Below are 25,643 nucleotides of genomic sequence, written 5' to 3' on the forward strand. Positions count from 1 at the left end.
GATGCGCCGTCATCGCGGCCTTGCCGCAACCGCGGCGTGCAGTGGGGCAGCGGCTTGGCCGATACTGCGGCAACTCACACAGGCGGCAGGAACACGATGGCGGAGATTCTGGTGCTGTATTACAGCCGTGGCGGTTCGGTGGCGCGGCTGGCGCGGCAGATCGCGCGCGGCATCGGCGAAGTGCCCGGCATGAGCGCGCGCCTGCGCACGGTGCCGCCGGTGGCCGCGGTGACTCAGACCAGCGCCCCGCCGGTGCCCGACGAAGGCGCGCCCTACGTGGACCGCGCCGACCTGGCCGAGTGCAGCGGCCTGCTGCTGGGCAGCCCGACCCGCTTCGGCAACATGGCCGCACCGATGAAGCACTTCCTCGACAGCCTGGGCGCCGAATGGGCCAGCGGCACGCTGGCCGGCAAGCCGGCTGCGGTGTTCACCTCCACCGCCTCGATGCACGGCGGGCAGGAATCCACCCTGCTGTCGATGCACCTGCCGCTGCTGCATCACGGCTGCCTGATCGTGGGCATCCCGTTCACCGAGACCGCGCTCAGCCATACCAGCAGCGGTGGCACGCCGTACGGCGCCAGCCATGTGTCCGGCGCCGGCGGCGACCCGCAACCGAGCGAGGACGAAGCCCTGCTGGCGCGCGCGCTGGGCCGCCGGGTGGCCGATGTCGCGCGGCGGCTGGCCGCCGCATGAGCCTGCGCGCGGTGCACTGGTTGCTGACGACCGCCCTGCTGGCGCTGGCGGTGGTGTTCGTGGTCTGGTTTCACGACGATGCGCATCGCACCGCAGCGCTGCTGGTGTTCGCATTGCCAGCGGCGTGGATGGGCGTACTGGCGGTCCGTAGCGCGCGTGCGCGGTTCTGGGCCGGCGTGTTCGCGTTGGGCTGGTTCAGCCATGGCGTGATGGCAGCCTGGAGCCAGCCCGAGGCACGCGGCCTGGCCTGGCTGGAGCTGCTGCTCGCATTGCTGGTGATCGGGCTGGTGAGCGGGCCGGGCGTGGCCGCCCGCTTCGGCGGCAGGCGCAAGGCGCGCTGACCCGCACACCGCGCAGGCGGCCGCCGCCGACAGCCGCGCATGAGCGCAGGTTTTCGACCTCCCCGCCCTGATGACCACAGCGTGCGCACTGCCAGCATCTCGGGCGGGCGGTATCATGACCGCCCTCGCGCGGTCTGCACCGCGTTGGCCCTACAGGATTGGCAGCAATGGAAGACCTTCTGATCGTCACCACCGGTGGCACGATCGACAAGATCTACTTCGACGACAAATCGGACTACCAAATCGGCGACCCGCAGATCGGGCAGATCCTCAAGGAACTGGGCGTGACCTTCCGCTTTTCGGTGATTCCGATCATCCGCAAGGATTCGCTGCACATCACCGATGCCGACCGCGAGCTGATCCGCGCCACCATCGCCGCCCAGCCCACCCGCCACGTGCTGATCACCCACGGCACCGATTCGATGGTGGAGACCGGCAAGGTGCTGCAGTCGATTGCCGACAAGACCATCGTGATGACCGGCGCGCTCAACCCGGCGCGCTTTCGCGGCTCGGATGCGGAATTCAACATCGGCTGTGCGGTGGGTGCGGTGCAGTCCTTGCCGGCCGGGGTCTATATCGCCATGAACGGGCGCGTCTGGAACCCGCAGAAGGTCCGCAAGAACGTCGCCGCCAACCGCTTCGAAGCGATTTGAGGCCATGAGCAAGGCGACCCGCGCCACCGGTGCGCTGGACGCGGCGGGCGTGGCATACGTGCTGCATTCATACAACTATCAGGCCGATGCCGATGCCAAGGGCCTGCAGGCGGCCACGGCGCTCGGCCTGGCACCACAGACGGTGCTCAAGACCCTGATGACCTGGGTCGACGACCAGGCGGTGTGCGTGGTGATTCCCTGCAACCGGCGCCTGTCGCTGAAGAAACTCGCCAGCGCGCAGGGCGGCAAGTCCGCCCGCATGATGGACGCGGCCGACGCCGAACGCCGCACCGGCTACAAGGTGGGCGGGATCAGCCCACTCGGCCAGCAGCGGCAAGCACCGGTGCTGGTGGAAGCCACGGCGCTGGACGCGCCGGCGCTCTGGATCAATGCCGGCCAACGCGGCTTGCTGCTGGAATTGCCCGCTGCCCGCTTGTTGCAGGCCCTGGATGCGCGGGCCTGCACGCTCTGCGAATGTGCCTGATCGACGCGTGCCGTCCACGCACGCACTGATGCTGTGCAGTCACTGCCGTGCATTGCACGGCGCACGCCGATCCGCGCGCTCCCGCGTCGGCATCGAGCCGACGCGATGGTGCGCACGCCGCTGATGGCGCTTTGCCTGCGTGCGCACGCGGCACTCAGTACGCTGCAGTGACGCTGACGCCCGAAAATGCCAGCGTCGCTTTCAACCGCACGTAGTACGTACCGGCCGCCGGCGCGTTCACCGTGCAGCTGTCGGCATTGCCGGGCAGCATGCTGCGACAGCTGTACGCGCTGTCGCTGGGCAACGCGCCTGCGCGCAGCGACAGATCGGCGTTGCCGCTGCCACCGCCCAGCGTCACCTTCAGTGCGCGCGTGCCGGCCGGGACGTTGACCTGGTAATACAGCACGTCCGACTGCGCAGCGCTCAGCCCGGTGCGCGCCACATTGCGGGCAAGCGTGGTCGATGCGATCACCGCTGCCAGCGCCCCGTCGGCGTTCACCAGGCCCGCGCCGCAGCCCTGGGTGCAGGCGACCGGCAACGGCCGTGCGCTGCTCCTGAGCAAGGCCTTCACCGTTGCCGGCGTGAGCGGGTTCAAAGCCACCGACTGCATCAACGCCACCACACCGGCCACATGCGGTGCGGCCATCGAGGTGCCGCTGTACGACGCATACGCCGCATTGCCCGGCACCGTGGTGCCGCTGTTGAGCGTGGACACGATGGCCTGACCCGGCGCCGCGATATCCACGCCCTTGCCGAAGTTGGAAAAACCGGCCTTCGCACCGGCCGAGGTGGTGGCCGCCACCGCGATCACATTCGGGCAGTTGGCCGGCACGCTGGTGGACACATCCAGGTTGTTGTTGCCCGCGGCCACCACCACCGAACTGCCACGTGTCACTGCGGCGGCGATGGCATTGCTCATCGTCGCCGAGCAACTGCCGTAGCCACCCAGCGACAGATTGATCACCGTGGCAGGAGTCGGATTGGCAGGCAACCCGGTCACCTTGCCGCCCGCTGCCCAGACGATGGCATCGGCGATATCGGACATATAGCCGCCACACCTGCCCAGCACACGCAGTGGCAGCACCTTGGCATTGAACGCAGTACCCACCACGCCGGCGCTGTTGTTGCCGACGGCGGCGACGATGCCGGCCACATGGGTGCCATGCCAGCTGGAACTGGATGCGGACGCCCCGGAACCGCACTCGTTCGCGGCCGTCCAGTCGCCCTGGTCGGCTGCGTTCGCGTCGCGCGCGTTGCCGTCGCGGGCGGTTGCCGGATCGGTGATGAAGTCGTAGCCGGGCAAGACATTCGCGGCCAGGTCCGGATGCGCGGCGATGCCGGTGTCGACCACCGCCACCACGATGCCCCTGCCGGTGGAACGGTCCCAGGCCGGACGGATGTTGAGGCCGGCGTTACTGGTGCCCATCGCCCACTGCTGCGGAACGCCAGGGTCGTTGGGCACCAGCAAGGGGCGCATCAGCACATCCACTTCCACGCGTTTGACCGCCGGGTCGGCGGCGAGCCGCCGCATCAGGCTTTCGGCGTCCACGCGGTCGAGCTTGCGGTCGGCCACCAACAGCATCGGGCCGGTGCTGAGCCGGCGCGTGGTCGACAGACCCAAGGCGCGTCCCTGCCGCGCGGGCACGGCGCTGGCAATCTCGCGCCACGGCGCAGACAGCCCGGTGGCGCGGCTGGTGCCGACACGGTTGGTGTAGCTGACGATGAAGCGCTGGTGCGTGGTACTGGACCCCAGCCCTTGCAGACTGACCTCGCCCGCAGCGGCGTGGAACGTACAAGACAGTGCACAGACGAACACGGCGCGGCGCAGCACGCCAACCGATGCATGCGACATGGATCAATCCCTCCCCAAGGACCTGAAACCCGGAAAGACAAGGCGCCGATGCCACCGGCGACGCACCCTGCCCGATCGTGTGGCGGCTGATGCTCCGGCCATGCCTCACGTGCGGTGGCTATCGGCGTGCCGCACCCGGCGCTGAAGCGCCCTGAAGCAAGGCATCGGCGCGTTGTTCAGCCATCGCTGCGGTAGGCGGCCTGCCGCCCAGCAACGACCGGCGCCCCAAACGCACACTGCCCCGCCGAAGCGGGGCAGTGCGGAATTCAAAACACCGACAGACCGGTCGGGACCGGCCCGACGGCGATGCCGGCGGTCATGCCGGCATCGCCGCGCGAGGGTGGGGTCACGGGGTCTGGCTGACCGCTCCCGCCGCGTTGACGATGCCGGCGCCACAGCCGCCCGAGCAGGCGCCCGGCAGCGGACGGGCGGTGTTCTTCAGCAGGGTTTCCACTGCCGCCGGGGTCAGCGGACGGCTCGCCGCCGACTGCACCAGCGCCACCACGCCGGCGACATGCGGCGCCGCCATCGAGGTGCCGTTGTAGCTGGCGTAGCTGGCCGAGCCCGGGGTGGTGGTGCCGCTGTTGAGCGTGGACAGGATCGCCGAACCCGGGCCGGAGATGTCGATGGTGCTGCCGAAGTTGGAGAAGCTCGAACGCGCGCCGGCCGAGGTGATCGACGCCACCGAGATCACGTTGGCGCAGCTGGCCGGGGTGAAGTTGGCCACGTTGGCATTGCTGTTGCCGGCCGCCACCACCACGGTGGTCCCGCGCGACACCGCGCCGTTGATGGCGTTTTGATAGGTGCTCGAACAGGCGCCGTTGCCGCCCAGCGACATATTGATCACCTCGGCCGGGTTGGCATTGGCCGGCACGCCGGACACGCTGCCGCCGGAGGCCCAGACGATGGCATCGGCGATATCCGACGTGGTGCCACCGCACAGACCCAGCGCACGGATCGGCACGATGCGCGCGTTGAAGGCGGTGCCGGCAACGCCGCTGTTGTTGTTGGTCACCGCGGCGATGGTGCCGGCCACGTGGGTGCCGTGCCAGCTGGAATTGGCCGCCGGCGCACCGGGGCATTGATTGGCCGCACGCCAGTCGCCCTGGTCGGCCGGGTTGCTGTCACGGCCGTTGTTGTCGCGCGCACGCGCGGCATCGCTGATGAAATCGTAGCCGGGCAGTACGTTGGCGTTGAGGTCCGGATGGCTGGTGATGCCGGTGTCGATCACCGCCACCACCACGCCGGTGCCGGTGGCGGTGTCCCAGGCCGGACGCACGTTGATGCTGGAGGCGCTGGTGCCGAAGCCCCACTGCTCGGACAGGCGGGTGTCGTTCGGGGTCAGCACCGGGTACATGATCTGATCGACTTCGACATAGTCCACGCTCGGATCGGCGGCGATGCGACGCATCAGCGTCTCGGCTTCGGCGCGGTCCAGGCCACGGGTGGCCTTGAGCACTTCCGAACCCAGCGCGGTGCGGCGCACATGGTTCAGGCCCAGTGCGCGGCCCGCACGTGCCGGCACGGCAGTAGCGACCGAGTTGAGCGAGGCGCGCATCGAGGTGGGGCTCACCGCCGGGCTGCTGCCGTCCTTGTACTTGACGATGAAGCGATCCAGCGTCGGCTGCGAATCCAGGCCGGACAGGTTGACCTGACCGGCGAACGCCGGCACGGCCAGCAGGGAGGTCAGCGCGGAAACACCCAGCACCACCAGTGCGCGTGCAGGTGCACGACGTTGCGACACATTGGACATCGATCGTTCCTCAGATTTTTTAGGAAGTACCGCGGTTGCGGCGAGATGGCCGGCCGTTACCGCAGACCGCGGGTCGGGCCGGAATGGACGGGCGCTGGCGCCCGTCGAAACGACTGACCGGTGTCCATCCCGGCCGAGCGGCAATGCGCCGCCTGCGCCGGCCGCAAGGGCAGACGTGGGCGAGACATCGCAGATGGGTGGCGCGGCGCCTGCGCTGCCTGGCACATGCCCAGACAGCGCAGACCGCGCCGAGCGGCCGGCCTTGGAGCGGCTACCAAAACGTCGCGAGCGGTCGTCAGTGGGTGCGGACGGCGCGGAGGAAGCGGCGTGTACGAGTGGTACATGCCGATTCCGAATACCGGCCGCGCCCGCCTGACGGACGCGCAGTAGTGTTGTCAGCTGCGCTTAGTAGCTGGCCCGCAGGGTGACGCCGGAGAACGTGCTGAACGCCTTGACCCGCACGTAATACGTGCCCGACGGCGCACTGATGCTGCAGGTTTCGGTGTTGCCGGTGCGGTACGGGCGACAGGTGTAGGTGGCGTCGGTCGGCGCACTGCCGGCACGCACGTACAGGTCTGCATCGCCGGTGCCGCCGCTGATCGCTACGGTCAGCGTGCCGCTGCCGGCTGGCACGGCGATGGTGTAGTTGAGTTCCGCGCCGGTTGCAGCGCCCAGGCCGGTCACCGGGGTACCGTTGGTCAGGGTGTTGCCGCTGCCGCCACCTCCGCCGCCATTGCTGCCGTTGATTGCGGCGGTCACCGCGGCATCGGCGTTGACGATGCCGGCGCCGCAGCCACCGGAACAGGCACCCGGCAGCGCGCGGGCGGTGTTCTTCAACAAGGTTTCCACCGCCGCAGGCGTCAGCGGCGAGGGGGCCGCGGCTTGCACCAGGGCCACGACACCGGCCACGTGCGGCGATGCCATCGAGGTGCCGTTGTAGGACGCGTAGCTGGCGCTTGCCGGCGTGGTGGTGCCGGTGTTGAGTGTGGACAGGATGGCCGAGCCCGGCGCGGAGACGTCGATGCCGGCACCGAAGTTGGAATAGCTGGCCTTGGCGCCGGACGAGGTGGTCGCCGCCACCGCGATCACGTTGTTGCAGTTGGCCGGCAACGAACTGGATACGTTGGCCGACTCGTTACCCGCCGCCACCACGACCGTGGTACCGCGCGAGACCGCACCATTGATCGCGTTCTGCATGGTGGCCGAACAGGCGCCACCGCCGCCGAGCGACATGTTGATGACGTCGGCCGCATCGGTGGACGACAGGCTGGGCACGCCCGAGACGGTGCCGCCCGAGGCCCAGATGATGGCGTCGGAGATATCCGACAGCGAACCGCCGCACTTGCCCAGGACGCGCACCGGGATCACACGGGCGTTGTAGGCCGTGCCGGCCACGCCGGAGTTGTTGTTGGTCACCGCCGCCACGGTGCCGGCGACGTGAGTGCCGTGCCAGCTGGAAGTTGCCGCCGGAATGCCCACGCCGCACTCGTTGGCGGCGTACCAGTCGCCCTGGTCGGCCGGGTTGCTATCGCGCCCGTTGCCGTCGCGCGCGGTCGCCGCGTCGCTGATGAAATCGTAGCCCGCCACGACATTGGCGTTGAGGTCGGCATGGCTGACGATGCCGGTATCGATGACCGCCACGCGCACGCCCGCACCGGTGGACTTGTCCCACGCAGAGCGGATGTTGAGGCCGGCGTTGGTGGTGCCGAACGCCCACTGCTCGGACAGGCGGGTGTCGTTGGGTGTCAGCGTGGCATGCAGGATCTGGTCGACTTCCACACTCTGCACATTGGGGTCGGCGGCCAGCTGGCGCATCAGGGTTTCGGCTTCGGCGCGGTCCAGCGCCCGATCGGTCTTGACCAGTTCCGGCCCCAGCGCCAGCCGACGAACCGGGCTCAGGCCCAACGCCTTGCCGGCCTTGGCCGGTACCGCGCGGGCAGCGGCGCGCAGCGAAGTGGTCAACGCATTCGGGCTGGCCAGCGCGGTGCTGCCATCCTTGTAGGTGACGATGAATTTCTGGTGGGTCTGGGCGGTGGCCAGACCGTCCAGATAGACCTCACCCGCGAAGGCGGGCGTTGCCAGCAACAGGGAGGTCAGCGCAGCGGCGCTGAGGATGGTGAGCGTGCGAGGACGCTTGCGAGACGCGTTCGACATCGAATTCCCTTCCAGATCAAAGAGAACCGCCTGGGCGGTGTATGCCGACGCCGCCTTCCGTAGGCCAGCGCCGGTTCCCCGGATCGAGCCCCTGTTATCGATCCGTTCAGCGAACCTATCTCACTAAAACCGAAGTGAACAATACGAGATCGACACTTTTGAAACTTAAATATCATTTTTGTGACACAGCGCACTCCTGTTCAGCCCGCTTGACACAGTTTTTGACCTGTTCAAGACGCTTTTTGCTGCACAGCAGGCCAAAAAAAACCCCCGTGCTGCCACACGGGGGCCATTTTTGACGATGTATGTCGGCTTACGACAAACGCACCAGCCAACCGTGACGGTCCGGCACACGACCGTACTGGATATCGGTGAGCTCCTGCCGCAGCGACATGGTCACCTCACCCGCCGGCGCTGCTGGGTCGCCCACCGCGAATCCGTCGCCCTTGAGCTCGCCGATCGGGGTGACCACGGCGGCCGTGCCGCAGGCGAACACCTCGGCGATCTCGCCGGAGGCCACGCCCTGCTTCCACTCGTCGATGGCGACCTTGCGCTCCACCACGCGCATGCCACGGTCGCGGGCCAGCTGCAGGATGCTGTCGCGGGTGATGCCTTCCAGGATGCTGCCGGACAATTCCGGCGTCACCAGCGTGCCGTCCTTGTAGACCAGGAACACGTTCATGCCGCCCAGCTCTTCGATGTATTTGCCTTCCACCGGGTCCAGGAACAGCACCTGCGAGCAGCCCTGGGCCTGGGCCTTCTGCTGCGGCAGCAGGGAAGCGGCGTAGTTGCCGCCGCACTTGGCCGCGCCGGTGCCGCCCTTGGCCGCACGCGCGTACTCGGTGGACAACCAGATCGACACCGGCGCCACGCCCTTGGCGAAGTACGGGCCGGCAGGACTGGCGATCACGTAGTACGAGGCCTTGTGCGCGGCGCGCACGCCCAGGAAGGCCTCGTCGGCAATCATGAAGGGACGGAAATACAGGCTGGTCTCCGGCGCCGATGGCACCCAGCCGCCATCCACGGCCACCAGCTGGCGCAGCGATTCGACGAACAGGTCCACCGGCAGTTCCGGCAGCGCCAGACGGCGCGCCGAGCGCTGCAGGCGCTCGCCATTGGCCTGCGGGCGGAAGGTCCAGATCGACCCATCGGCGTGCCGGTAGGCCTTGATGCCTTCGAAGATTTCCTGGCCGTAATGCAGCACCGAAGCGGCCGGATCCAGCTGCAGCGGCCCGTAGGCACGCACCTGCGCGTCGTGCCAGCCCTGCTCGTTGCTCCAGGAAATGGCGACCATGTGGTCGGTGAAGTGCAGCCCGAAGCCGGGCGCGGCCAGGATCACGGACAGTTCGTCGGCACTGCGTGGCGACGGGGAACGGGTGGAAGCGAAGGACACGGACACCGGAAGATTCCTGTATGGCGGGCGGTAAGGACGCGGCGCCAGCCCGTGGACATGGCGCCTGGCGATCAGAGCATGCCGGTCTCGAGACGGGCCGCTTCGGACATCATATGCCGGCCCCACGGCGGGTCGAACACCAGCTCGACATCGGCCTCGGCAATGGTCGGGATCATTTCCAGCTTGCTGCGCACGTCGTCGACGAGGATTTCGCCCATGCCGCAACCAGGCGCGGTGAGCGTCATCTTGACGTCCACCCGGCGCTGATTGTCTTGCTCGCGATGGCTGACCACCGCCTCGTAGACCAGGCCCAGATCGACGATGTTGAACGGGATCTCCGGGTCGAAGCAGGTGCGCAGCTGCTGCCACACCAGGGCCTCGACCTTCTCGTCGCTGGCGTTGTCGGGCAGTTCCAGCCCCGGCGGAGCCTCCTTGCCGATCGCATCGCCGTCCTTGCCGGCAATGCGGAACAGATTGCCTTCGACAAACACGGTATAGCTGCCACCCAATGCCTGGGTGATATAGCCGTAACTGCCTGCGGGCAGGGTCACCGAATCGCCCTGCGGCACCATGACGGCATCGCAATCGCGTTCGAACTGGACGGGTTCGCTGCTACGGGAATACATGGGCTGGATATGGGGCCGCGCCGGACGCGCGCAAGTCGGCCATTCTAGCCGACCGCAACCCTTCCGCCGGCGCAGGCAACGCGCCCGGCGGGCGACGCTGCATTCCATCCAGGCACCGCGGGCCTGGCAAAGCGCGGCATGCGCTCTATCATGTGCGCATTGTCAGGAGTTCCAATGCCGCCCACCAATGCGCCCGCCAGAACCGCTCACTGGCTCTGGCCCCCGCTCCTGCTGCTGGGATGCGTCACCGCCCTCATCGCCTGGCTGCTCATCGCCCTGGCACTTGGCAACCAGGCCGGCTGGATGGCGGTGCTGGTCGCCGTGGAAGTGGTCTGGATGCTGCGCCTGGGCACCTTGCAGGGTGGGTCATTGCGCATCGGCGTGGCAGTTGTGGCCACCGCGGCGGTCATCATTGCCACCAACTGGGGCATCGCTTCGGCGCACGTTGGTGGATCGCTGGGCCTGGATCCTTGGACCTCGGCGCAGAAGATGGGCCCCGGGCTGGCCTGGACCCTGCTGCAACTGGCCAACAATGGCTTCGACCTGCTGTGCTATGCCACCGCGCTGGTGCTGGCGTGGTGGGCGGCGCGCTGAGTCGGTTGCGTCCCTTGCGGTAGCCAATGCAGGAGGAGGCTGACGCCGATGCGTCACCCGTGCCGTTTCGCGTGAGGCGGCTCCTCGATCGCCGTCGCTCTGGTTTGAGACAATCTAGCGATACCTGGAAAGCACTGCGTGTTTGCTGCGCGGTCCTTGCCCGCCCCCCATCGCGGGACACGCCGCAAGTACGTCCCTGTAGGCTCTTACGCGGCATCCATGCCGCGTAAGGTCCCGCGACGGGCGGCGGACAAGGACCTGTCAAGTTGATCGGTACGTCAGGCTTTCAACAAGCAGCCAGCCGTCCGGCGACGCTGTAGCTTCGCTTTTCAACAAACCATCTGCCAACTCTCTGGCGCGGTGCCCTCGCCGCTTGCGGGACCGTGTGGCGGCATGGATGCCGCCACCGAGCCTACAGGGACGTACTTGCGGCGTGTCCCGCGAGCGGTGAGGACACCGCGCACTCGACGCACGAGACGTGTGATCCGAGAAGCATATGAGCGAACCTGGCAAAGCCACGGCGCACCACCGACCGACATAGCTTTTCACCTGCGCATTCGAGCGCGACTGCACTACACCAAGCGCTCAATGCCCGCCGCCATCCAGGGCCTTCAATTCGCTGACCAGGGCACCGGCCGCCTCGGCCCCGTCGCCATAGAGCATGCGGGTGTTGTCGGCGTAGAACAGCGCGTTTTCGATCCCGGCAAACCCCGTGCCCTTGCCGCGCTTGATCACCACCGTGTTGCGCGAATTGACCACGTCCAGGATCGGCATGCCGTAGATCGGGCTGGCCGGATCGGTCCTGGCCACCGGATTGACCACGTCGTTGGCGCCGATCACCAATGACACATCGGTGCTGGCGAACTCGGGATTGATGTCGTCCATATCGGCGATCAGGTCGTAGGGCACGCCGGCTTCGGCCAGCAGCACGTTCATGTGCCCGGGCATGCGCCCGGCCACCGGATGGATCGCGAACTTGACCTTGACCCCGCGCGCGATCAGCCGCTGCGCCAGCTCCCAGATCTTGTGCTGCGCCTGCGCCACCGCCATGCCGTAGCCGGGCACGATCACCACCCGCTCGGCGAAGGCCATCATCGCCGCTACATCGCCCGCTTCGATCGGCTTCTGCGTGCCGGCGATCTCCTGCGCCTGCCCGCCACCGCCGAAGTTGGAGAACAGCACGCCGCTGATCGGCCGGTTCATCGCCTTGGCCATCAACCGGGTCAGCAGGATGCCGGCCGCGCCCACCATCATGCCGGCGATGATCAACGCCTCGTTGCCCAGCACATAGCCCTCGAACGCCACTGCCAGCCCGGTGAAGGCGTTGTAGAGCGAGATCACCACCGGCATGTCGGCGCCGCCGATAGGCAGCGTCATCAGCACGCCCAGCGCCAGCGCCACCACGAAGAAGGCGATGATCGCCGTCGGCTGCAGGCTGCTCGCCGCCCACGCACCGAGCACCACCATGGCCAGCGCCACCACCAGATTGAAGGCTTGCTGGCCGGGGAAGGTCACCCGCCGGTCGAGCCGGCCGTCGAGCTTGGCCCAGGCGATGATCGAGCCGGACAAGGACACCGCGCCGATCGCCGAGCCGATCACCGCCAGCACCACGGTGGTGGTGTCAGGCCGCCGCGCGGCCAGTTCGGCGATCGCCTGCACGCTCCAGTGCGCGGTATCGCGGTTGACGAAGAACGAAAACCGCAGCAGTTCCACCGCGCCGATCGCCGCTGCCGAGCCGCCGCCCATGCCGTTGTAGAGCGCCACCATCTGCGGCATGTCGGTGATAGCCACCTTCCTGGCCGACCACCACGCCACCCCGGTGCCGATCGCCAGCGCCGCCAGGATCAGCGGCACGTTGTGCAGCTCGGGCAGGAAGAACGTCGCCACCGTGGCGATCAGCATGCCCAGCCCGGCCCAGCGGATGCCGCTGCGCGCGGTCAGTGGCGAGGCCATCCGTTGCAGGCCCAGCAGGAACAGGGTGGCGGCCACCAGGTAGCTGGATTTCACCAGCCATGCCAACAGCTCGGGCGTGGAGATGTTCACGGCGCCTCTCCGCCCGGCGGCTTGCGGCTGGACTTGAACATCTCCAGCATGCGCTCGGTCACCACGTAGCCGCCGGCGGCATTGCCGGCGCCCAGCGCCACCGCCACGAAGCCCAAGGCCTTTTCCAGCGTGGTGTCGGCATGCCCGAGCACCACCATCGCCCCGATCAGCACGATGCCGTGGATGAAGTTGGACCCTGACATCAGCGGCGTATGCAGGATCACCGGCACCCGCGAGATGATCACATGGCCGGCGATGGCCGCCAGCATGAAGATATACAGCGCTACGAAACCGTCGCTCATCGTCGATCGCTCCAGTGGCCGGTGCGGCCCGCCGATCATACCCATCCGGCGGGCGTGTCAACCGAACCGGCACTCACACGTTGACGTCGTATCGTCCTCGCGGAAGCTACGCTGTGCTGGTGGGAACCCCTTTCGATCCGCAGCCCGCTGCCCCGGCCGCCGCCCCCGTGTCGCTGGATGCCTTCCTGGCCGGCATCGGGCCGCGTGCGTTCCGCTTTGCCGAGGCCGGCCTGCGTCACCGCGAAGACGCGCTGGATGCCGTGCAGGACGCCATGATCAAGCTGCTCGGCTACCGCGAGCGCCCGGCCGAGGAGTGGACGCCGCTGTTCTGGAGCATCCTGCGCAGCCGCATTATCGATCTGCAGCGCCGGCGCAGTTTTCGCCTGAAATTCTGGGCACCGGCCGAGCGCAGCGACGACGAAGGCCCGATCGACTGGGCCGATCCCGGCGTCGGCCCGGTCGGCGAACAGCAACATCAGCAGGCCTACCAGCGGCTGGTCCACGCGCTGCGCGGCCTGCCGGCACGCCAGCGCGAAGCCTTCACCCTGCGCGTGCTGGAAGACCTGGACGTGGCCACCACCGCCAAGGCGATGGGCTGCTCCGAAGGCTCGGTCAAGACGCACCTGTCGCGCGCCCGCGACGCGTTGCAAAAACAGTTTGAGGATTTCCTGTGAAGCGCTCCCACGATCCGGCCCAGTTCGATGCGCAGCTGCGCCAGCTGCACGCCACCGCCCTCGACAATCTGCCGCCGCAGACGCTGGCGCGCCTGCGCCAGGCCCGCCAGGCGCCCGCCGCGCGCTCGCGCCGCGGTCATTGGCTGCTGGCCACCGCCTGCTCGGCGCTGCTGGCCGTCGGGATCGGCCTGCAATTGCGCCCCGGCGATACGTCCATACCGCAACCGGCGACTCCCCAGGCGATCGCCGGCAATACGGCAAGCACCGAGACCGACGACCTTCTCACGCAGAACCCGGACCTGTATGTCTGGCTCGGGTCCGACACCGCCCTGGCCATGGAATGAGCACGATGACCCGCACCACCCGCCTGCTGTTGACCCTGTTGCTCTGCGCCGGGCCGCACGCGCCGCTGCTGGCGCAGGACCACCCACCGGGTCCGCCGCCGCCGATGGACGGCCCCGGACCGCACGGCCCGGGAGCGCGCAACGAGACGCCGATGCCCGAGTGGGACCGGCTCACCCCGCAGCAGCGTCAGGTCATGATCGACGCCTTGCGCGAGCGCTGGAACGACGTGCCCGAAGAGCGTCCGCGGATGTACCGCCATGCCCACCGCTGGCTGGACATGACGCCGGAGCAGCGCAAGCAGGCCAAGGCCGGCATGGACCGCTTCCGCAACATGAGCCCGGAGCAACGCCGCGAAGCCAAGGCCCTGTTCGACCGCATGCGCACGCTCAACCCGCAACAGCGCAACGAACTGCAGCAACGCTGGCAGAAGATGACCCCGGCCGAGCGCAGCGCCTGGTTGCGCGAGCATCCGCCGACGGACGATTGAACCTGCAGCCGGGCGTATGCCGGGCCGTGACGGTTTTCTTCGGCGGATTGGACCGCTGCATCCGCAGCGGCCAGGGCCGGTGGGTGACGGCAATGCCGCGACTCATGCGGCTGGAGTGCCACGCCTGCGCGCTTGAACACCTCGCGCGTGCCGACGCATCACGCGGCAGGCGCTGCCGACCAACGCGTCCTGGCCAGCAGTTCATCGTCCCAGTCGAACGACAGTGCGCCGTCCCTGATCAACAATGCCGCGAAGGCATACACGTTGCGCGCGAACATCTCGCTGGCGTGCACGGCGCCCTGGCTGGCCAGGTTGAGCGGGCCGGCGATCGTCACGCCGTCCAGGTCGCAGGTCTCTCCCGGGCGTGTGGCCGCGCAGTTGCCGCCGGTTTCCGCGGCCAGATCCACGATCACGCTGCCCGGGCGCATGCCACGCACCATCTCGGTGGTCACAATCTTCGGCGCGGGCCGCCCGGGCACTGCCGCCGTGCACACCACCACGTCCACGCCCTTGAGGTGCTCGGCCAGGCGGCGCTGCTGTTCGGCGCGTTCGTCGTCGGTGAGCTGACGCGCATAGCCGCCTTCGCCGGCGGCGCTGACGCCAAGATCCAGAAAGCGTGCGCCCAACGAAGCGATCTGTTCGCGCGTTTCCGGTCGTACATCGAAACCTTCCACCTGCGCGCCCAGTCGTTTGGCGGTGGCGATCGCCTGCAGGCCCGCCACGCCGGCACCGATCACCAGCACCTTGCACGGACGCATGGTGCCGGCTGCGGTGGTCAGCATCGGGAAGAAACGCGGCGCCAGTTGCGCGGCGATCAGCACCACCTTGTAGCCGGCCATGCCGGCCTGCGAACTCAGCACGTCCATCGATTGCGCGCGGGTGGTGCGCGGCAACCGCTCCAACGGAAACGCCACCAGCGCGCGCGCGGAAAACGCCTGCGCGCGTGCCGGGTCGGCCTCGGGCGCCAGCATGCCGATCACCACCGCCTGCGACTTGCATTGCAGCAACAACTCGGTGGGCGGTGCCTGCACGCAGAGCACCACGTCGGCCTGAGCCAGCGTCTGCGCATCGGCAGGCTGCGCGCCGGCGGCCACGTATGCGGCATCGTCCATGCTGCTGGCGCGGCCGGCGTCCGGCTCGATCCACACCTGGGCACCAAGCGCCACCAGCTTCTTGACCGTTTCCGGCGTCGCAGCCACCCGGCGTTCGCCCGCCGCCCGTTCTTTCAGCACCAGCACCTGCACAGCCATGCGTTGCTCCGGTCTCGCGCTCCAGTCGCGGCGATGCTAGCAGAGCGCGCCGCCCGCGCTGGCGATGCAGGCGGCAGCCAGCAACCGGCGGCCCGAGGCATGGATACCTGCGCTTTGCGGCATAGGCATCGGCAGCCGCGACGCCTGTCGCCGCGCTAGGGCTCCAGCAAGCCCTTCAACAAGGGGGCTATCACGCTCTCCGGCGCGAAGGCGCGCAAGCGTTCGTGCCTGCCGTCGATCGCCAGCGAGGCATAGCCGTGCACCGCACTCCAGCTCAGCAGAGTGCGCTGTTCCAGTAGCGCCGCATCCGGTTCGCTGCCATGCCGGGCGATCCACTGGGCGCGCACCGTATCGCGCAGATAGGCCATCGCCGCCTCGCTGACCTGCACCAGCCGTGGCAGGCCGCTGGCACGCACGTCCAGCCCCAGCATCAGGCGGAATTGCTGCGGAAACTCGATGGCAAATCGGATGTAGCCCAGCCCGCAGCCCAGCAGCGGATCGTCCAGTTCCTGCTGGGTGGCGCGGATACGCTCGAGCATGCGTTCGTAGCCATCGGCGGCCAGCTCCGCCAGCAGCCCATCCAGCGAGCCGAAGTGGTGCGCGGGCGCGGCATGCGACACGCCGGCCCGGCGCGCGCATTCGCGCAGGGTGAGTCCACGCAGCCCGGATTCGCCCAGCAACGCCCAGCCGGCACGCCGCAGCGCGGCCGGCAGGTCGCCGTGGTGATAGGCAGCAGGGGGCGCTGATCGCGGCATGGCGGTTCGCTTCTCGGGACCTCAGTGCAGCAGAGAATCTTGACGATGACAAGATCCAGGCGCCAGACTGAACGCGCATCTTGTCATCGACAAGATGGCGATCGCCTCCACAAGGAATGCCCATGAGCTCGTCCTTCGCCAAGCTGCGCACGCGTCTGCTGCGCGGCCTGCTGGCCAGCGCCAGCCGGGTGGCGCCCGGCCCGACCGGCCGCTACCTGGCGCGCCGCTTCGTCACTCCGGCACCTTCCGGCCGTCGGCAGGCCGCCGACATCGCCGCCACCCTGGACGATGTGCAGCGCCAGACACTGCGCATCGACGGCTTCGACATCGCCGTCTACCAGTGGGGCGATCCCGCCCGGCAGCCGTATGTCCTGTTGTCGCATGGCTGGGCCAGCTATGGGCTGCGCTTTGCCGCCTGGGTACCGCAACTGCGCGCGCTCGGCTATGCAGTGCTGGCCTTCGACCAGGCCGCGCACGGCCTGAGCAGCGGGCAGATCAGCAATCTGCCGCACTTCGTGAAAATCCTCGCCCAGATCGGCAGTCGCTTCGGCCGCCCCGCCGTCTTCATCGGCCACTCATTGGGCACCGCGGCGGTGGTCTTTGCCGATGATCCGGCGTGGCGGCCGCAGCGCTATGTGCTGATCGCCCCGCTGGTGGAGCCGGCCGGCAGCGCGAGGCGCCAGTTCCAGGCCGCCGGCATCGCGCCGGCGACGTTCGTGCCGTTCGAAAACTGGTTGATCCAGCTGACCGGCACCTGTTTTGCCGACTTCGATGCCAGCCCGCACCTGCCGCAGTTCGACCGCCCGGCGCTGGTCATCCACGACCGCCGCGATCGCGAGACGCCGTGGGAAGAAGGCGCCCGCTTCGCCGCGCTGTGGCCGGGCGCACAGTTGTTCACGACCGAGGGGCTGGGGCATAACCGCATGCTCGATCACGCGTCGGTGATCGCGCGCACCCTGGAATTCATCGGGCCGGCACCGACTTGAGCTCCTGAGACCTTGGCATTGCCGCAGGTAGCGCGGCGATGCGCCCGTTGCATGCAGGACTGCGCACGCCGGCGCGATGCGACCTGCGCCGCTGCGGATGCGGCTGCGGCTGCGTTGAAGATGGCACGTGCAGCGCACGTGCGCGTATCGACCCTCGCGCCGGCGCGGGCGCGCAACGGCGGCGCTCAGTGCACCGTGCTGTTGTTGTGCAGCGGGTCCAACCGGTCGATCACGCCCTGCATCGCGCTGTCGAAGGCACCGTCGTTGATGTGCTCGCGCAAGCGGCCCAGGCGCACCATCACCGCCAGTTCCTCCGGCGAGGCGACGCAGAAACGCACGCCGCGCCGATTGACGAACAACAACCGCTGCGAGATCGGGCTCACCCATGACAGTTTGCCCGCCTGCACCTTGCCGTCCTTGTCGACAAAATCCAGCCAGGTGCCGATGTCCATGGCGCGGAAGCGCTCGGCATCGGCACTGTCGATACTCTGCGCCACCGCTTCGGCGCCCAGTACCACGCTGACGCTTTCGGCGGCCGGCGGCGGCAGGTTGACCTGCGGCAGTTCCGGCAACGCCTTCTCCAGTTCCGGACGCGCCTCGGCAATGGCCTGCAGGGTGTCGTGCAGCGCGGTGATCGCCACCACCACCGCATCGCCATGCAAACCCACGCTGGCGAAGACGCGGTGCAGGGCCGGCTGCCAGACCTGCAGCCAGGGTTTGCCGATGATGTGGCGGCGCGCTTCGGCCAGTTCGTCCAGCACGCCGTCGGCCAGCGCCAGCGCCTCCACCGTGCCGGGGCCTTCATCGCCGTCGCGCAGGATCGCCATGGTCAGATGATGCAGCCACGGCTGGCGCAGGAAATCCTCCACCGCCTTGGGCAGGCCCGCCGCCTCCGGTACCCGTTGCTCCAGTTCCGACAGCGCGCGGGTGCGCGCCAGTTCGAGTTTTTCCTGGCCGCGCTGGGTTTCGGTGGCGCGGCGCTCGGCAATTTCCACCCGGCGCCGGTGCTGGGTGAGGAAATCGCGGAATTCCTCTTCCAGGGTCAGGAAGATCGCCAGGTTCTCGTTGAATTCGGCCACCAAGCGGTCGACGATTTCCTCGACCTTGCCCATCAGCACGCGTTCGGCGGCACTGTCGCCGTTATTGCCTTCGCAGGCCTCGGCCAGCGAATTGAGCAGGCGCCGCGCCGGGTGCGTCTTCTGCACGAACATCTTGCGGTCCAGCAACGCCACCTTGACGAACGGCACCACCAGCCGGCCGATCATCTCGCGCGAGCGGCTTTCCAGGTCGCGTTCGTCCAGCATCACGTCGAACAGCATGCCGACCAGGTCGATGGCGTCCTCGTCCATCGGGTCGAGTTTTGCGGTGGCCGGGTCCACGCCCAGCCGCGTGGCGCTGTTGAGCACCTCGTTCTTCAGCCGCTGCGCAAGCGATTCGTTATCGTCGCCGATCGCTGCCTGCAGGGTCGCGCTGGGCGTGGCCTGCAGCAACGACAACACCGACATCATTTCGCGCTGGCTCAGCGGGCGTTGCTGGCCCACCGCCACCGAGGCGGCCGAGGCGGCGCTGTCGCGCACGCTGCGGGTCTGCTGCAACAGCTCATGCAAGGCATCCAGCAGCACACCCTGACTGCCACCGGGGTGGTCGGCGTCGCCGTCCATGCCACCGCCGCCGGCCCCTTCGGCGTGGCCGCGTTGTGCGGCCGCCTGCATGCGGCCGCGGCTATGCGCCCAGCGGTCCAGGAAGCGATTGGCCCAGGCTGGCGCGTACTGATCGCCTTGCTCGTCACCGCCCATCTCGTCGTTGCCGCCCTGCGCCTGGTCCTGCGCGCGCCCTTCGGGCGTCTCTCCCCGCGACTGCATGCGCGGCGGCGGTCGCTTGGGCTGGGAGATTTCCGGCATCACCCCGGCCTTGGCCAGCGTTTCGTCCAGGCGCGCGTACAGCTTGCCAATCGGCTCGGCCAGATCGCGCTCGCACAACTTGATCAGCACCAGGCGCACTTCCGGCGCCAGGTCGCAGGTGGCGAAGGCTTCGTGGATCGCCACGCCCAGATGTTCCGGGCCGAACGGATTGGTGTCGGCCACCAGCTCCAGGCCGCCGGCAATCCAACCCAGGCGGCGATCCACGCGCGCCAGTACCTGCTTGAAATCGCGCAGCAGCACGGTGGCCAGGTTGCGCACCGCCAGCCGCGATTCCAGGACATGCTCTGGCACCAGGCTCAGCGGCCCGGTGCCCATGTCGCCGGCCAGCACCACTTCGGCCGACAACGGTGTGCCAAGCAGCAGCGCCTGCCAGCCGTCCTCCAGCTGCTGGCGGAACTGCGTGGCCACGTCTTCGCGCTTGCGGCGCAACTCGCGCATGCCATCGAGAAACAGCAACTGTGACGCGCCCGCGGATTCGGCGCGATCGAACAGGACATCATCGAAATGTGCGACTGCAGCTGCAAACACCTGTACGAGCGGCGGCACGAATGCGGCGTGCGCCTGTTCGAGCAAGCGTTGGTCACGGCCCGGGTGTCCCGACGGACTGGGCTGAAAAGTCATGCGCAAAGGCTCCCCGCCTCTGCAGGCGTGAAAATATTCAAACGAGGAATAACAGACGCGGCCCCAAATTCCGCCCCCGCATGGTAGGCGCTTCGCCCGTTTGTTAAGTGTGACGCAGCTCTCACTTTACTCGTGACTGCCCAGGGTTCGCCGATCGAGCCACCATCCTAGCTCGCAACGGCATGGTGGAGCCTGCCGCTGATCGTGATTGGCCTGCGAGGGTTAAGCCTTCAGCGTGGCAGGCGCGTCCAGCGCGTCGACCACGCCCTGCATCGCGCTGTAGAAGGCGTCTTCCTCGCGATGCAGGCGCAGCCGGTCCAGCCAGACCATCATCGCCAGCTCTTCCGGGGAGGACACGCACAATCGCCCGCCGCGCCGGTTGACGAACATCAGCCGGCCGGAAATCGGGCTGATCCATGACAGCTTGCCCGGCTGCACCCGTCCCTCGCGGTCGACAAAATCCAGGCTGGTGCCGATCGCCATGGTGCGGAAGAAGTCGGCAGTGATGCGGTCGAATTCCACCTGCGCGCCGGCGTCGAGCATCGGCGTCAGCGGCTCGGCGACCGGATCGACAGGGCTGGGCGCCAGGCTCAGCGCGGCCAGCGTGGGCGCCTGCCGATCCGCGACGTCGGCAGCCGGCATCGGCGCCAGCGCACGCCGCAATTCCTGCAACGCCTGCTCGGCCTCCCGCGGTCCCAGGCCGGCCAGCGCGAAGGCCTGCAGCAAGGGCGCCTGCTGCGCCTCCAGCACCGCCGCATCGCGGGCGGGCGTCAGCTGGGCCAGTACGCTATCGCCAAGCGCGATGGCGGCGTCCACTGCCGGGCCGGCGCCGTCGGCGCGCAAGGCGGCCTGCTGCACGCTCGGGTGCCACACGCGTCTGAGAAACTGCTCCACCACCGGCGGCAACGGTCCACGCGCCAGACGCTCGTCCAGCGCCTGGGCCGCACAGCGGCGGGCGCGCTCGCGGCGCTCCTCGGCGCGCTGCAGTTCGTTTGCGCGGCGTTCGGCGATCTCCACGCGGCGCCGATACTGCTCGTAGCTGGCGCCGAACTCGGCCTCCAGCGCCAGAAAAAGCGCCGGATGCTCGTCGAACTCGCGCACGATGCTGGCCACGGCCGCATCCACCTGCGCCAGCAAGGCCTGTTCGGCCGCGGTCTCGCCGCCGTTGCCATCGCAGGCGTCGACCAACAGGTTGAGCAGGCGCCGCGCCGGATGGCCGTCGCGCACGAACAGGTGGCCGTCGAGCATCGCCAGCTTGGCCATCGGCACCAGCAACTGGCCGAGCGTGCTGCGTTGGGTGTCCGACAGCTGGCTCTGCACCAGGATCGCCTCGAACAACAGCGCAATCAGATCCAGCGCATCGGCATCGCTGGGATCAAGGCCGGTGCTGGCCGGGTCCACGCCGAGCGAGGCCGCCGCGCGCATGAGGTGCTCGCGCAGCGCGCGCGGCAGCCCTTGACGCGCCTCGTCGATGCTGTCGAATCCGGCCCGCGGCATGGTCTGCAGCAACGACAGCGCCGACACCACCTCGCGCGGCGACAACCGCCGCTGCACGGCCGGCGGGTCAGTCTCCGGCTCGCGCTGGCGGCGCGCCTGCAAGCGCCGGTGCAGCCCGGCCGGCAAGACCTCGCGACCGCTGCGCAGATGCACGTCGATGACCTCGACCCCGACCAGCGCGCCCTGCCCGCCCGACCAATCGGCAAAGAAGCGTGCGATCCAGTCCGGCGTGTCGGCCACATCCTCGCCACCGGGCAGGCCCTGGCGCGGGATGCCGCTGCGGCGCTGCCGCGCCTGCGGCAACTCGCGCAGGCGCGCGACCTGCGCCAATGCCTGCTCAAGCTCGGCATAGCGCTGGCCCACGCGCGGCATCAGCTGCTGTTCGCATACCTTGAGCACCGCCAGGTGCACCTTGGCCGTCAGCGTCACGCCCTGGAACGCCTCGTACAGCGCAACGCCCAGATGCTCCGGACCGAACGGGTTGCTGTCGCCATCGATGCGCAGCCCGCCGGCGATGAAGCCGAGATAGCGGTTGAGCCGCATCAGCTCCGGCCGCCACTGATGCTGCAGCGCGCCGGCCAGATTGCGCACCGCCAGCCGCACCTCCAGATCGTGCTCGGGCAACAGGGTCAGCCCGGCAGCGCCGCGTGCCAGGGTGCGCTCGGCCGACAGCGGGCGCCCGGATTCCAGCCCCTGCCAGGCCTTGGCCAGATGCCCACGGAACCGTGCGATGATCGGCTCGCGCTGCTGCCGCAGGGCCTGGATCGCCTCCATGAAATCGTTCTGGCCCGCGCCGGCATCGGCGGCCAGCGCGAACAAGGCCTGCGCCAACGCGTCCTGGACGTCGATGAAGGCATCGGCCAGCGGCACCAGCACGATGTCGCGCACATGATCGAGCAGTTGCGCATTGCGGCTGGGCAACGGGTCGGTGGAAACGAACTGGGTCATCGGACGACGCACGCAACGAGCACGAGGAAAGGCGGACACCCTGCACCACGCGGGGTCAGGTGGATGCGAACGGCGCGCAGGAATCGCAGTGTACGTGCGCCGCTGCCGGTTGCGCGCCATGCCCTTGCCTGCGGCAGCAGCGCGGCCGCTGCGCCACGCACCTGCAATCACGACTGCCGGGGCAGCCCGCGCGTCGTCGCAATGAGGCGGGCGTTGTGCAGCGCCTGTCTATAATCGGCGCATTCCCCCAGAACACCTCCCTATGCACGCACCGTATTCGCTTCAGGCGCTGGATGCGCGTCGCTCGGTCCCCTCCAAGCAGTTGGGCGAACCCGGCCCGGACGAAGACACCCTGCTGCGCATGCTGACCTCGGCGGTGCGCGTGCCCGACCATGGCAAGCTGGTGCCGTTCCGGTTCCTGCGAATCCAGGGCGATGCACGCCAGGCGCTGGGCGATTTCCTCGCCGAGCGCACCCAGGCCGCAGATCCGTTGGCGCCGCCGGCGGCGGTGGAAAAAGACCGCAACCGCTTCAACGATGCGCCAGTGGTGATCGTGGTGATCGCCACGCTGCAGCCGGACCACAAGGTGCCCGAGCAGGAGCAGCTGCTCACTGCCGGCTGCGTGTGTTTTGCGCTGCTGCAGGCCGCACAGGCGTATGGGTTCGGCGCGCAATGGCTGACCGCGTGGATGGCCTACGACCCGGCCGTGGGCGGCTACCTGGGCCTGCAGGAACACGAACGCATCGCCGGTTTCATCCATATCGGCACGCCGCGCCTGCAGGTGCCCGAACGCGAGCGCCCGGACCCGCGCACCCTGCTGCGCGACTGGACCCCATGAGCACGCTGCCCGGCGCCATTGCAGCGGCGCTGCCGGGCGGCCCGCGACCGGAGCCGCTGTATCTGGTGGATGCCAGCCTGTACGTGTTTCGCGCCTGGCATTCGATTCCGGATGAATTCCAGGACGCACAGGGCTGGCCGACCAACGCCGTGCATGGGTTCGCACGCTTCCTGCTGGACCTGCTCGAACGCGAGCACCCGCAGTACATCACCATCGCCTTCGACGAGGCGCTGGACAGCTGCTTCCGGCATGCGATCTATCCCGCCTACAAGGGCAACCGCGAACCGGCGCCGGACGCATTGCGGCGCCAGTTCGCCCATTGCAAGGCGCTGTGCGCGGCGCTGGGGCTGAGCGTGCTGGCCCATCGCCACTACGAGGCCGACGATCTGATCGGCAGCGCCCTGCACAGCGTGCGCGGGCATGGCCTGCGCGGCATCATCGTCTCGGCCGACAAGGACCTGTCGCAGCTGTTATTCGAACACGACGAGCAATGGGATTACGCGCGCAATCTGCGCTGGGGCATGGACGGGGTGAAGGCGCGCCACGGCGTGCATGCGCACCAGATCGCCGATTACCTGGCGTTGTGCGGCGATGCGATCGACAACATTCCCGGCGTCACCGGCATCGGCGCCAAATCGGCAGCGGTGCTGCTGGCGCATTTCGGCAGCCTGGATGCGCTGCTGGAGCGTATCGACGAGATCCCGTTCCTGCGCCTGCGCGGCGCCGCGCAAATGGCAGCGCGGCTGCGCGAACAGCGCGAACATGCGCTGCTGTGGCGCCAGCTCACCACCATCGCGCTGGATGCGCCGCTGGACCTCACCGCCACCGGTTTCACGCGTGCACCGGCCGATACCGACATGCTGACCGGGCTGTGCGACAGCCTGCGCTTCGGCCCGCTCACGCGCCGGCGGCTGCTGGCCGCCTGCACGGCTGCCACGCCGCCACTTCCCCCCGCATCCCTGTCCCAAGGCCCGACCCCATGAACCGACACGACACGCCGCCCACCGTGGTTTACGAAGGCAAATACCAGCGCATGGTGGTGCGTGGCACCTGGGAATATTCCGAGCGCGTGCATGCCGGCGGCCTGGCCGCGATCATCGTGGCGGTCACCCCGGACGATGCAATGCTGTTCGTCGAGCAATTCCGCGTGCCGCTGCAGGCGCGCACCATCGAAATGCCGGCCGGACTGGTGGGCGACGTGCATGCCGGCGAGTCGATCGAACTGTCGGCCATCCGCGAGCTGGAAGAAGAAACCGGCTGGACCGCCGACAACGCCGAAGTGCTGATGATCGGCCCCACCTCGGCTGGCGCAAGCAGCGAGAAGATCGCCTTCGTGCGCGCCACCGGGCTGCGCAAGGTCGGCGCCGGCGGTGGCGATGCCAGCGAGGACATCACCGTGCACGAAATCCCGCGCGCGCAGGTCGGCGCCTGGCTGGTGCAGAAGATGGCCGAGGGCTACCAGATGGACCCCAAGCTATGGGCCGGCGTGTACCTGGCCGACCACGCACTGGACGGTACCCCGCGTGGCTGACGCCGTGGCCGAGCCCTTGCTGGGTGCCGGGGATCCGGCGCCGTTCACCGTGTACAACGCGCAGGCCGCATCGCCCTGGCTGTTGATCGCCGACCATGCCGGCCAGCGCGTGCCGGCACGGCTGGCCAACCTGGGCCTGCCGCAGTTCGAGTTGGACCGCCATATCGGCTGGGATATCGGCATTGCGCAGGTCACCCGCCTGCTGGCCGAGGCACTGGATGCGATCGCCATCACCCAGACCTATTCGCGGCTGGTGGTCGACTGCAACCGGCCCGAAGGCGCCGCCAGCCGGATGCCGGAACGCAGCGACGGCACCACCGTTCCCGGCAATCTGCAACTCACACCGCATCAGCGCCAGCAGCGCATCGATGCCATCTTCGCGCCGTATCACGACCGCATCGCCGCCGAGCTGGACGCGCGCGCCGCACGCCGGCAACCGACGCTGCTGGTGTCCATGCACAGCTTTACCCCGGTGATGGCCGGCCAGGCGCGCCCCTGGCATGCCGGCGTGCTGTACCACCGCGACACCCGGCTGGCGCATCGCCTGCTGGACGCCTTGCGCGCAGAACCGGACCTGGTGGTTGGCGACAACCAGCCGTATGCGGTCAGCGACACCACCGACTACGCGATTCCGGTCCATGGCGAAGGCCGCGGCCTGCCGCATGTGGAACTGGAAATCCGCCAGGACCTGATCGCCGATACGGCCGGGCAAACGGCATGGGCGCAGCGATTGGCGCGCCTTCTTCCACCGTTGGCCGATGGGTTGCTGCCGCGATAATCGTCTTGCGACATGCGAGGACGAACAACAGATACCCAGGTAGATACCGTCTTGCCCCTCACCTGGCAAGGGCTTTCTGTGGGTCAAATGCGGTGCCCGATTTGAGGACGCCATAGACCAGAT

General features: G+C 68.4%; 24 protein-coding genes and 1 other RNA gene. 13 read left to right on the top strand and 12 right to left on the bottom strand.

All coding sequences use genetic code 11. The annotated features are described in order from the left end of the window. Nucleotides 1-36: 36 nt before the first annotated feature. The 4 genes from wrbA to ybaK all read left to right on the top strand — a co-directional run bounded on the left by wrbA (nt 37) and on the right by ybaK (nt 2,171). Nucleotides 37-693, top strand: coding sequence for an NAD(P)H:quinone oxidoreductase (gene wrbA / locus XcodCFBP4690_RS04755; protein ID WP_208622686.1), 657 nt, complete (start codon nt 37-39; stop codon nt 691-693). After that, complete coding sequence (locus XcodCFBP4690_RS04760) at nt 690-1,034, top strand: DUF2069 domain-containing protein (RefSeq protein WP_104539860.1); 345 nt, start codon at nt 690-692, stop codon at nt 1,032-1,034. The genes wrbA and XcodCFBP4690_RS04760 overlap by 4 nt, the downstream gene beginning before the upstream one ends. Before the next feature lie 167 nt (nt 1,035-1,201). Continuing rightward, entirely contained in the window at nt 1,202-1,687 is a 486-nt protein-coding gene (locus tag XcodCFBP4690_RS04765) for an asparaginase domain-containing protein (RefSeq protein WP_104539861.1), read from the top strand. A gap of 4 nt (nt 1,688-1,691) precedes the next feature. After that, nucleotides 1,692-2,171, top strand: a complete 480-nt coding sequence (gene ybaK, locus XcodCFBP4690_RS04770; RefSeq protein ID WP_104539862.1) for a Cys-tRNA(Pro) deacylase — start codon at nt 1,692-1,694, stop codon at nt 2,169-2,171. Between the two features lie 154 nt (nt 2,172-2,325). On the opposite strand, the gene XcodCFBP4690_RS04775 is transcribed toward ybaK, so the two are convergent. The 6 genes from XcodCFBP4690_RS04775 to sufT all read right to left on the bottom strand — a co-directional run bounded on the left by XcodCFBP4690_RS04775 (nt 2,326) and on the right by sufT (nt 9,949). Further along, entirely contained in the window at nt 2,326-4,023 is a 1,698-nt protein-coding gene (locus XcodCFBP4690_RS04775; RefSeq protein ID WP_104539863.1) for a S8 family peptidase, read from the bottom strand. Nucleotides 4,024-4,369: 346 nt separating this feature from the next. After that, entirely contained in the window at nt 4,370-5,776 is a 1,407-nt protein-coding gene (locus XcodCFBP4690_RS04780; protein ID WP_167394471.1) for a S8 family peptidase, read from the bottom strand. A 269-nt stretch (nt 5,777-6,045) separates the two neighbouring features. Then, nucleotides 6,046-6,120, bottom strand: a non-coding RNA gene (locus tag XcodCFBP4690_RS04785) — sX9 sRNA. A gap of 61 nt (nt 6,121-6,181) precedes the next feature. After that, on the bottom strand, nt 6,182-7,930 hold the full coding sequence (locus tag XcodCFBP4690_RS04790; RefSeq protein WP_104539864.1) for a S8 family peptidase: 1,749 nt from the start codon (nt 7,928-7,930) through the stop codon (nt 6,182-6,184). A gap of 313 nt (nt 7,931-8,243) precedes the next feature. After that, nucleotides 8,244-9,329 (bottom strand): branched-chain amino acid aminotransferase, encoded by a 1,086-nt coding sequence (locus tag XcodCFBP4690_RS04795; protein WP_064508623.1) that lies wholly within the window; start codon nt 9,327-9,329, stop codon nt 8,244-8,246. Nucleotides 9,330-9,394: 65 nt separating this feature from the next. Continuing rightward, nucleotides 9,395-9,949, bottom strand: a complete 555-nt coding sequence (sufT, locus tag XcodCFBP4690_RS04800) for a putative Fe-S cluster assembly protein SufT (protein WP_104539865.1) — start codon at nt 9,947-9,949, stop codon at nt 9,395-9,397. A 174-nt stretch (nt 9,950-10,123) separates the two neighbouring features. Here sufT and XcodCFBP4690_RS04805 point away from each other — a divergent pair, with 174 nt between their 5' ends. Further along, nucleotides 10,124-10,543, top strand: coding sequence for a hypothetical protein (locus tag XcodCFBP4690_RS04805; protein WP_104539866.1), 420 nt, complete (start codon nt 10,124-10,126; stop codon nt 10,541-10,543). 585 nt (nt 10,544-11,128) lie between these two features. On the opposite strand, the gene XcodCFBP4690_RS04815 is transcribed toward XcodCFBP4690_RS04805, so the two are convergent. Further along, nucleotides 11,129-12,586, bottom strand: a complete 1,458-nt coding sequence (locus XcodCFBP4690_RS04815) for an NAD(P)(+) transhydrogenase (Re/Si-specific) subunit beta (protein WP_104539867.1) — start codon at nt 12,584-12,586, stop codon at nt 11,129-11,131. Beyond that, complete coding sequence (locus tag XcodCFBP4690_RS04820; protein ID WP_104539868.1) at nt 12,583-12,888, bottom strand: NAD(P) transhydrogenase subunit alpha part 2; 306 nt, start codon at nt 12,886-12,888, stop codon at nt 12,583-12,585. The genes XcodCFBP4690_RS04815 and XcodCFBP4690_RS04820 overlap by 4 nt, the downstream gene beginning before the upstream one ends. Before the next feature lie 113 nt (nt 12,889-13,001). On the opposite strand from XcodCFBP4690_RS04820, the gene XcodCFBP4690_RS04825 reads away from it, so the two are divergent. The 3 genes from XcodCFBP4690_RS04825 to XcodCFBP4690_RS04835 are packed head-to-tail and all read left to right on the top strand — an operon-like array spanning nt 13,002 to nt 14,394. Further along, nucleotides 13,002-13,562, top strand: a complete 561-nt coding sequence (locus tag XcodCFBP4690_RS04825; protein WP_104539869.1) for an RNA polymerase sigma factor — start codon at nt 13,002-13,004, stop codon at nt 13,560-13,562. Continuing rightward, nucleotides 13,559-13,906 carry a hypothetical protein gene (locus tag XcodCFBP4690_RS04830; RefSeq protein WP_104539870.1) on the top strand — a complete coding sequence of 116 codons (348 nt, stop codon included), beginning with the start codon at nt 13,559-13,561 and terminating at the stop codon, nt 13,904-13,906. Before XcodCFBP4690_RS04825 ends, XcodCFBP4690_RS04830 begins: the two co-directional genes overlap by 4 nt. Before the next feature lie 5 nt (nt 13,907-13,911). After that, entirely contained in the window at nt 13,912-14,394 is a 483-nt protein-coding gene (locus XcodCFBP4690_RS04835) for a DUF3106 domain-containing protein (protein WP_104539894.1), read from the top strand. Between the two features lie 158 nt (nt 14,395-14,552). Here the strand turns inward: XcodCFBP4690_RS04835 and XcodCFBP4690_RS04840 are convergent, their stop codons facing one another. Then, nucleotides 14,553-15,644 carry an NAD(P) transhydrogenase subunit alpha gene (locus XcodCFBP4690_RS04840; protein WP_104539871.1) on the bottom strand — a complete coding sequence of 364 codons (1,092 nt, stop codon included), beginning with the start codon at nt 15,642-15,644 and terminating at the stop codon, nt 14,553-14,555. 155 nt (nt 15,645-15,799) lie between these two features. Further along, nucleotides 15,800-16,399, bottom strand: coding sequence for a TetR/AcrR family transcriptional regulator (locus tag XcodCFBP4690_RS04845; protein WP_104539872.1), 600 nt, complete (start codon nt 16,397-16,399; stop codon nt 15,800-15,802). A 122-nt stretch (nt 16,400-16,521) separates the two neighbouring features. Here XcodCFBP4690_RS04845 and XcodCFBP4690_RS04850 point away from each other — a divergent pair, with 122 nt between their 5' ends. Then, a complete protein-coding gene (locus tag XcodCFBP4690_RS04850; protein WP_104539873.1) occupies nt 16,522-17,385 on the top strand; it encodes an alpha/beta fold hydrolase in 864 nt (287 codons plus the stop codon). Between the two features lie 185 nt (nt 17,386-17,570). Here the strand turns inward: XcodCFBP4690_RS04850 and XcodCFBP4690_RS04855 are convergent, their stop codons facing one another. Next, the gene (locus XcodCFBP4690_RS04855; RefSeq protein WP_104539874.1) at nt 17,571-19,928 is read right to left on the bottom strand and encodes a DUF1631 domain-containing protein; all 2,358 of its coding nucleotides are present in this window, start codon (nt 19,926-19,928) and stop codon (nt 17,571-17,573) included. Nucleotides 19,929-20,150: 222 nt separating this feature from the next. Next, nucleotides 20,151-22,373 (bottom strand): DUF1631 family protein, encoded by a 2,223-nt coding sequence (locus XcodCFBP4690_RS04860; RefSeq protein WP_104539875.1) that lies wholly within the window; start codon nt 22,371-22,373, stop codon nt 20,151-20,153. A 262-nt stretch (nt 22,374-22,635) separates the two neighbouring features. Here XcodCFBP4690_RS04860 and XcodCFBP4690_RS04865 point away from each other — a divergent pair, with 262 nt between their 5' ends. The 4 genes from XcodCFBP4690_RS04865 to XcodCFBP4690_RS04880 are packed head-to-tail and all read left to right on the top strand — an operon-like array spanning nt 22,636 to nt 25,520. Continuing rightward, nucleotides 22,636-23,211, top strand: a complete 576-nt coding sequence (locus XcodCFBP4690_RS04865; protein ID WP_104539876.1) for a nitroreductase family protein — start codon at nt 22,636-22,638, stop codon at nt 23,209-23,211. Continuing rightward, the gene (locus XcodCFBP4690_RS04870) at nt 23,208-24,194 is read left to right on the top strand and encodes a 5'-3' exonuclease (protein ID WP_104539877.1); all 987 of its coding nucleotides are present in this window, start codon (nt 23,208-23,210) and stop codon (nt 24,192-24,194) included. Before XcodCFBP4690_RS04865 ends, XcodCFBP4690_RS04870 begins: the two co-directional genes overlap by 4 nt. Continuing rightward, on the top strand, nt 24,191-24,742 hold the full coding sequence (locus tag XcodCFBP4690_RS04875; RefSeq protein WP_167394472.1) for an NUDIX hydrolase: 552 nt from the start codon (nt 24,191-24,193) through the stop codon (nt 24,740-24,742). Before XcodCFBP4690_RS04870 ends, XcodCFBP4690_RS04875 begins: the two co-directional genes overlap by 4 nt. After that, nucleotides 24,735-25,520, top strand: coding sequence for an N-formylglutamate amidohydrolase (locus XcodCFBP4690_RS04880; RefSeq protein ID WP_104539879.1), 786 nt, complete (start codon nt 24,735-24,737; stop codon nt 25,518-25,520). Before XcodCFBP4690_RS04875 ends, XcodCFBP4690_RS04880 begins: the two co-directional genes overlap by 8 nt. Nucleotides 25,521-25,643: the final 123 nt, after the last annotated feature.

Source organism: Xanthomonas codiaei, from assembly GCF_002939785.1.
In the GTDB taxonomy this organism is placed as follows: Bacteria; Pseudomonadota; Gammaproteobacteria; order Xanthomonadales; family Xanthomonadaceae; genus Xanthomonas; species Xanthomonas codiaei.